Annotated in this window: 5 protein-coding genes; all 5 read left to right on the top strand. The window is 44.9% G+C overall.

Features of this window, described 5'->3' with window-relative positions:
* Positions 1-37 precede the first annotated feature (37 nt).
* The gene (locus tag ACHUFQ_RS10465) at positions 38-3,520 is read left to right on the top strand and encodes a S8 family serine peptidase (protein ID WP_394175355.1); all 3,483 of its coding nucleotides are present in this window, start codon (positions 38-40) and stop codon (positions 3,518-3,520) included.
* A gap of 647 nt (positions 3,521-4,167) precedes the next feature.
* The gene (gene gloA, locus ACHUFQ_RS10470; protein ID WP_394175357.1) at positions 4,168-4,557 is read left to right on the top strand and encodes a lactoylglutathione lyase; all 390 of its coding nucleotides are present in this window, start codon (positions 4,168-4,170) and stop codon (positions 4,555-4,557) included.
* A 181-nt stretch (positions 4,558-4,738) separates the two neighbouring features.
* A complete protein-coding gene (locus ACHUFQ_RS10475) occupies positions 4,739-5,281 on the top strand; it encodes a YaeQ family protein (protein WP_394175359.1) in 543 nt (180 codons plus the stop codon).
* A 322-nt stretch (positions 5,282-5,603) separates the two neighbouring features.
* Positions 5,604-6,950, top strand: coding sequence for a M28 family peptidase (locus tag ACHUFQ_RS10480; RefSeq protein WP_394175361.1), 1,347 nt, complete (start codon positions 5,604-5,606; stop codon positions 6,948-6,950).
* A gap of 96 nt (positions 6,951-7,046) precedes the next feature.
* Positions 7,047-8,891, top strand: a complete 1,845-nt coding sequence (locus ACHUFQ_RS10485) for a DUF885 domain-containing protein (protein ID WP_394175363.1) — start codon at positions 7,047-7,049, stop codon at positions 8,889-8,891.
* The last annotated feature ends 146 nt before the right edge of the window (positions 8,892-9,037 follow it).

The raw sequence follows: 9,037 nt of genomic DNA on the forward strand, positions 1-9,037 counted from the left end.
CCCCCTTATTTTGCTGTTATGCAGCAGTAAACTTTCCATGGCTGATGACGGCAACGCACAGTCTCTGAATAAAATCATTCCCAATAAAGAAAAAATCGCGAATATTCAGGCATTAAAAACGCGACAGGACAATACCTATTTCGTGGTATTAAAAGACGAACCACTTGCCAATTACAAAACACATCAGGATAGCGCCATTTTCAGCTCTGATTCAATGGCTAACGGAGCACCCGCAATCGAGTTACACTCAACTCAGGCAAGAGCCTATCGCCAGACATTAAAGCAAAAACAACAACATATTATCAGTACATTGAACGATGCTTTTGCCAGCAACGTTAAGATTGGTCATGATTACCAGATTATCTTAAATGCCGTTACCGTCGAGCTATCCGAACAGCAAGTAGCGTTTCTAAAACGCTCCGACAGTGTAGAACGCATTGAAAAAGCCGATTTACATTATATTCAAACGGCAACAGGGCCTGAATTCATTGGTGCTAAAAACGTATGGCAGGAAACGAGTGAATACGTTGGTACTAAAGGCGAAGGTGTCATTATTGGTATTATCGATACCGGCATCAATGCAACGCACCCGGCATTTGCCGCCGTGGGTGATGACGGATATGAACATGAGAATCCGTTAGGCAAAGGTAATTACCTTGGTGATTGCCAACAGTTTCCAACATTCTGCAATGATAAATTAATCGGTATCGTTAGTTACCCTGAAATTATTGATGCCTATCCGGATATCAAAAACACCGATCTCGATAACATCGATGATAAAGTCAGAATCGGTTACGACTTTAACGGCCATGGAACACACGTAGCAGCAACGGCTGCGGGTAACGTCGTTAATAACGTCAATTATCGTCTGGTTATCGAGCAAGGTGACGATAACATTTCTGAAGAAAGTGCATTTAATTTTGACAGCATCAGCGGTGTTGCACCACATGCCAACATTGTTTCTTACCAAGTGTGCGATCACAACGGTAGCTGTTACAGCGAACTGACCATTCGCGCATTAGAACATGCGATTGAAAATGGTGTCAGTGTAATCAACTACTCGGTTGGTGGTGGCGCAAATAGTCCGTGGAATTCTGTTGCCACGGAAGCGTTTTTGAATGCCAGAACAGCGGGTTTGCACGTTGCTGTCGCTGCCGGTAACGCTGGTCCAACCGCCGAGACCGTCGGCGCACCGGGCAATGCGCCTTGGGTAACAACCGTTGCCGCTTATACCCATGATCAGAGTTTTTCTGATAAAACCTTATCTGGCTTTAGCGGCGGCACTATTGTGCCGGCAAACATGGCAGGCAAAGGAGCGACGCCCAATTATACCGGTCAAGTCATTGTCCCTGAAACAGATAAAGCCTGCCTGGAGCCTTTTGACCAGGGAACTTTTAATGGCGAGATTGTCGTTTGTGAGCGTGGTGATATACCACGTGTGACAAAAGGAATAAATGTCCGCGCCGGCGGCGCTGGTGGCTTAATATTGATTAATGTTGATACTGACATTGATAGCTTACATGCGGATCTGCATGTTATCCCAGCCATTCAACTTTCTCATGCTGATGGCGAAACGCTATTGGACTGGTTAGCACAAGGTAGTGATCATATGGCCACTATCGGTGAATCAACTTTAATTCGCGATCCAGAACTTGGCGATATCGCCGGCGTGTTTACATCCCGCGGCCCTAACTTGCCATTCCCAGAAATATTAGCACCCGATATAGCTGCTCCTGGTGTTGATATTTACGCCGCCTATGCTGAAGATAAACCGTTTACTGAAAATAGTAATCAAATCGCTTACGCGTCATTATCCGGCACGTCAATGGCAAGTCCACATGTGGCTGGTGCAATGGCGCTAATTCATGCGATTCGTCCTGAGTGGACGCCGGCGCAACTGCAATCCGCTATTATGTCCACAGCAGTACAACAAACGTATAAAGATGACAACTACAGTGGTAACCCAGAACGCTCTGATTTCTTTGATCAGGGAGCAGGTAGCATTCGCGTTCATAAAGCCATTAATGCCGGTTTGTTGCTTGATGTCAGCGAACAGGATTATTTGGCTGCAGATCCAGCCGAAGGTGGTAATCCCAACGATCTCAATACCACATCAGTGGTAATGACAAGTTGTATTTCTAGCTGTTCATGGACTCGTGACGTTACGGCAACGGCTGATGGCAGTTGGATTGCCAGTTATGAATACCTAAATCCTGGGTTTGACATTGTTGTATCACCAGCCAGCTTTTCGTTAAAAGCCGGAGAAAGCCAGACATTAACGTTTACGGCAACCGCGAATGAAAACTTAGTGGACGAGTGGGTTCACGGCTATGTCAATTTAGCGAATAGCGCGAGCGACAAAAGCGATACCCATTTTCAGGCGGTGGTTCATTTCCAGGCTGGAGAAGTGGTCAAAGAAATAAGCGCAGCCTTAAATAATGTCGATAATACGATTGTTATTGAGGATGTGTACACGTCAGGATCACTAGAGTTACAGCGTAAAGCTTTTGGTTTGGTAAAAACAACCACGGTAACTGGCACGGCTGAAGCTGCCGATTCAGCCTCTGAGCGAAATAGTCCGGGTACGAACTTACACACGGTATTTTCACATCCTATCGTCATTAAGCCTTATACCAAGCGCCTAATTGTTGAAATTGGTGAAACCCTTGCACCAGACCTCGATCTCTATGTCGGTATCGACGAAGATGGCAACGGCTTACCCAATGCCATTGAAATATACTATTCGTTGAAATGCATCAGCGGCAACGTCGACTCAAAAGAGCGGTGTGTGATTGAAAACCCAACATCAGGTAATTACTGGCTTTTCGCACATAACTTTGCAGGTAGCGTACCGGGAGAGGAAGATGACATCTCGCTTGAATATGCGATCATCGAGTATGCCTCGGGCGAAAGCTTTGATATCGATATGCCTTCACAGGTTGGTCAAGACGAAAAGTTTGATATTTCCCTGACCATTAATGGGGCGATGGAAAATGGCGAGTTAATGCCGCTTGAAGAAGGGCAAAATTATTATGGCCTGTTAGAGCTAGGGACGACCGCATCGCAAAAACGTAATATCGGTTCTACCTTGTTGAAAGTGACAGGTAAAGCGCCGGTTGAGTTTGTCAATTCCCCACCTGAAATCAATCAGCCACCTGCTAATCAATCCTACCAGCTAGATAGTAATAATCAGGTATCTATTGAAATTGATGTAAGTAATGTCTTTATCGACCCAGACCAGGATCCGCTTACATTAACGGTAAGTGGCGCAGACAACTTAGCCATCAACCTTGGGGTGTTATCGGGGTCATTTAGCAAGCCTGGTACCTACACTATCGAGCTAAGCGCAGACGATGGTTCTGATATCGTTACCGCCAATTTTGACATTACCATTGTCGCAGCTCCAGTTATCGAACCACCTAAACCTGAAAAAGGTTCCAGTGGTGGTACTCAGTCACCGTTATCAATTTTGTTGATAGCGATTATGTTAATGTGTCGTCAAACAATAAGCAGACGCTAACTCGTGCACCAGGCAGGTGTTAGCCAGATATTAGCCAGGTGCAAGTAACATAAAGCCAGGCAGTTACCTAGCGGTAGCGGCCTGGCTTTATTCACAAATACTCAATAACTGATCGTCGATGCTGAGGCACAATTGAGTCATAAACGGCAACCTTAATTCACCATTCAATGGACAATGTAAATTCGGTTCTACGTTGTAAAATTGGTTTCATATTGATATGCATTCAAAATGGTGGATAGAAAACCAGCCTTAATTGATTGCATAAGGATTTTTACATCACCCTAGCTGTCCCATGGCATGCGAGTGAACCAAAGATGGCGCTGATGACATTTTATGCAATCAAAACACGACTCAATTTCTTGCCTACATTTGCCAATGCCCTCCTCTGACAACATCGAAAAACCAAGTTGCGATAGGAAAAATTGTCCGTATAGTGGAACAAAAAACAATTAACGTTGTCCGAAAAGCATTCAAGAATGATGTTATTCACTGCCCGGGGGGCACTATCGGTAAAACACCGAATTAACGACGCCCCAATGGACAGGCGGTATCACTGAAAACGTTTGTGAATTTATAGACAAAACATCCGATTAAGATCCAACGAATAAGTACATTAGGATCCCTTTAGGACCAACAAGGAATTAAACATGAGAATTCTGCATACAATGTTACGGGTCGGTGACCTGGATCGCTCTATCAGCTTTTATCAGGACGTCTTAGGTATGCGCTTGCTGCGCCGCTCTGATAACGAGCAGTATCAATACACCTTGGCTTTTATGGGTTATGACGACATGGCCCATTCGACGGTGCTGGAATTAACCTATAACTGGGGGGTGAACAGTTATGATTTAGGTGGTGCATTCGGTCATATCGCCATTGAAGTGGATAATGTGTATCTCGCCTGTGAAAAGATTAAGTCCTTAGGGGGAGTCATATCTCGCGAACCTGGCCCCGTTAAAGGCGGCACCACAGAAATAGCCTTCGTTAAAGACCCTGATGGCTATGCCATAGAGTTGATTCAGGCCAAAGAAGATTAACCAGGTTTTCAGACAATAAGCGGCAAGTAGGCATCTAGCCAGACGAGTCAAGCCAAGAACGCTATGTTGCAGTTTGCCTGACAGCAAGCGTTCGTCATCGCATCACCGGTTCAAACGTCGCTTTCTTTTCAATAACACGTTATTATCCGTGCCGAATATCGAAAACCACTCAGGAATCCCCGTGGCACAAAAATCCACCATCTATAAAGCCTCGATGCAGGTAACCGATTTAAATCGCGATCTCTATCCAAGTTTTCAACTGACCATTGCTCGTCACCCGTCAGAAACTGAACGTCGTTTTATGCTCAGGTTATTGGCATTTGCCCACCAGTACCATGAACAACTGGAGCTTTGTAAAGGGATATCTTCCGACGATGAGCCCGATATCTGGATAAAAAACCTCCACGAAGACATTGAACTTTGGGTTGAATTAGGCCAGTTAGATGAAAAACGATTGAAAAAGGCTAGCAACCGAGCGCAACAAGTGGCCGTTTATTGCTATGGCAGTGCCAGCGATATCTGGTGGCAGAAAATTCAGCATAAGGCGTCTCAGTTTTCCAACCTAACGGTCTGGCAGGTAAATGAAGAACAAAGCAATGCCCTAACCCCGTTATTGCAACGTACGATGGAACTGCAGTTTACCATCGATGGTTCGCAAATTTGGGTGAGTGATGAAAATGCCGCCATTGAGGTGGATATCGTCGCCCTGCAGACGGGCAGTTAATGTGACTTAGTGCATTTAATGCTGTTATCCCCGTAAAATGAGATGGGATAACAGCATGTACGTTATTGCAGATCATTGATAGCAACGTCGATAGCAATCGATAGCACTGAATTGGTCGGTTAGTATCATATGAGCGCGCGGTTTCTATGTTGTAAATCAACTACCCTCATTAATCGTCGAAAAGGTTTAAAAAACACGACAATTTACGTTTAATGGAGGCCAATGTGCGGCAAATTTGTTACAAGATAATTCATAACTCTCCGTAGCTATTGTTCTGATCTAATAAATTCGCTATGTTTCTGCACTTACTATAAAAAGATTTATGATTACGATGAGAAAATCCGGTCAAACAACGTTAAGCGCTCTGGCGCTATTTTTCGCTCAATCGCTAACGCCAGTATCCGCAGCTGAAATCACGGTTGAACAGGTTTTGGCCGATGTTGTCGCTCTTGCCAGCGATAATACGCTTGGCAGAGCCGCCGACGGCGACGGCATTAAGATTGCCGAACAATACATCAGTGAAGAATTTAAAGCCGCGGGTTTACAACCCTTTTTCGGTCAGAGTTACCTGCAAGGTTTTAACTTGTTTCATTATCAGGCAGATCCTTTCAGCGTTGCCATTAATGACACTGCGATTAGCCCTGAGCAGTTCTTTGCGGTCGGCAGTGCCGATAACGTTGACTGGGATCAAGACAACGTAACCATTACCCGAATTGAAAAAGATGACGATTTTCGCGCGATTGTCACAGGCCTTAACAGCCGTGGCGAAAATTCCCTGGTATTGGTCGACAGCGTCCATCAACAGCTATTTAACGGATTTGCGAATTATCTGAAATCCGGGACCAAGTCCCTGACCAAAAGAAATGGTAATGCCCTGGTATTGGTGTTAACCGATACTCAGGAGATCTCTCAACTAAGCGTAAAAGGTGGCTTTACACAACAGCAAGTCACACTGAACAACGTTGCCGGTGTACTCAAGGGCAAGACTCGTCCTAATGAATATGTGGTTTTCTCAGCACACCACGATCATATCGGTTTCCAGGGGGAAACTGATAGTGGCACAGATACCATATACAATGGCGCTAATGACGATGCATCTGGCGTTTCCGCGGTAATAAATTTAGCCCGGTTCTATCGGGCAATGGAAAATCGTGAACGCAGTATTTTATTTATTACTTTCACTGCAGAAGAAATGGGCTTACTGGGTTCTGAATATTTTGGTAAAACCATCAACGCCGATGAAATGATTGCTATGTTTAATATTGAGATGATCGGTAAAGCATCTCAGTTTGGTCCAGGCAAAATGTGGATGACAGGGATGGAACGCTCCAACCTCGGCGAGCTACTGAACCGCAACCTGTCAGAGCCGTTAAAACAGAGTGATTATCGAATCGAGGCGGATCCTTATCCGGATTATCAGCTTTTTTATCGCTCTGATAATGCATCCCTTGCCAGATTAGGGGTTCCTGCACACAGTATATCCAGCACCCAAATCTCCAATGATCAGGATTACCATCAGGTCAGTGATGAAATTTCCACACTGGATTTTGCACAAATGACCGACATCATCAAGGTGTTGTCTCATGTGAGCCAGCCCATTGTAACAGCAGAACAAACGCCGAAACGGATCCAACCGTTACCAGCGAGAAGTCAGGGCTACTTTTTTTAGCGCCTGAAAACACATTTTATAATAACCCGGGTGTTGCCCGACTGAGCTAAGCTCAGACGGATTATGTTCACCCTAAGACAAAGAGTTGTAGCGTATATGAAAAAATCACTTATCGCCTTAACCGTTTCAGCTAGCTTGTTAGCTGGCTGTAACCAAACTGGCCAAAACCAGACTGCCACGCCAAAAGCCGAAGAAGCCGCGGCTCAGGCCAGCGTACAGACAGAATCTGAAAAACTGAATGCCTATTTTGAACAAGTGTTTATGGATTCGGTAATGCGCAGCCCGCAATTTCAAACCTATCTGGGTATTAAAAAAGACTACGGTAAGTGGGACGATAATTCCGAGCAAGCAACAGCCGAAGAGCTGGAAATCACCAAGAAAAATCTGGCGGCGTTAAAGGCATTCGATTACGACGCGTTAGACGATCAAACCAAAATCAGCTACAAACTGGCTGAACAACAAATGCAAAAGAGCATCGATAACCACAAGTGGCGTTATCATAACTACCCGGTTAACCAGATGTTTGGCATGCACTCAAACATTCCTTCATTCCTGATTAACCAGCACGGTGTAAAAAGCGTCGAGGACGCCACTGCCTATGTGAGTCGTTTGAATGGTGTTGACACTGTGATCGAGCAGCTAATCACCGGCCTTAAGATCCGTGAAGAAAAAGGCATTATTGCGCCATCGTTCGTATTTCCACATGTAATCCGCGATTCGCAGAACATTCTGGTTGGTGCGCCTTTCTCTGAAGGCGAAGACTCTACCCTGCTTGCCGATTTTCGTAAGAAAGTTGATGCTTTGGAAATTTCTGACGAAGAGAAAACCGCGCTAATCAACGATGCGTCAAACGCGTTAGTTACGAGTGTTCAACCCGCTTATCAGGATCTCATTGACTATCTTATCAATCTGGAACCTAAAGCATCGCCTGACGCTGGTGCGTGGAAGTTCCCGAACGGTCTTGAGTATTACAATGTTGCATTGAAAAATACTACCACCACCAACCTGACGGCAGAAGAGATCCACCAAATAGGCTTGGATGAAGTTGCCCGAATTCACGATGAAATGCGAGTCATTAAAGACAAGGTTGGTTTTGAAGGCGATTTACAGGCCTTTATGCAATTTATGCGTGAAGATGATCAGTTTTACTATCCGGATACCGAAGAAGGTAAACAACGCTATTTAGATGAAGCGACAGCCTATATCGACAACATGAAGTCGCGTCTGGATGAGCTATTTATTGTTAAGCCAAAAGCCGACCTTGTGGTTAAGCGTGTTGAAGCATTCCGTGAAAAATCTGCCGGTAAAGCATTCTACTCTAGCCCAGCTCCAGATGGCTCGCGTCCGGGTATGTACTATGCCAACCTTTACGATATGAAAGCCATGCCTATCTATCAGATGGAAGCACTCGCGTATCATGAAGGTATTCCAGGTCATCACATGCAATTAGCTATCTCTCAAGAGTTGGAAGGTTTACCTAAATTCCGTAAATTCTCTGGATTTACGGCTTATTCTGAAGGCTGGGGTCTATATACCGAGTTACTGCCAAAAGAGATTGGCTTGTATGAAGACCCGTATTCCGACTTCGGTCGTCTGGCCATGGAACTATGGCGAGCTTGTCGTCTGGTTGTCGACACAGGTATGCACGTAAATAAATGGACCCGTGAACAGGGCATCGAGTATTACGTAACCAATACCCCAAATGCAAAATCTGACGCGGTGAAAATGGTTGAGCGTCATGCGGTCATGCCTTCTCAGGCAACGGCCTATAAAATCGGTATGCTTAAAATATTAGAACTACGCGGCAAGGCGAAAAACGAGTTGGGTGAAAAATTCGACATTCGTGAATTCCATGACGTTTATCTGAAAAACGGCCCTCTTCCGCTATTTGTTGTTGAAGATATGGTAGACCGTTATATCGCTGATAAAAAAGGCGCTTAAAAAGCGTTTGCGTAACCTTCTATCCTGAGTGACATCGATATACTCAAACCTAAAAAGCCTGCAACTGCATAACACCGATCAGATAAGCAATCGATCGGTTGACAGGTAAAAGGATCGTACGACAATAGCCCCATCAAATTGATGGG

Source organism: Thalassotalea litorea, from assembly GCF_043642205.1.
In the GTDB taxonomy this organism is placed as follows: domain Bacteria; phylum Pseudomonadota; class Gammaproteobacteria; order Enterobacterales; family Alteromonadaceae; genus Thalassotalea_A; species Thalassotalea_A litorea.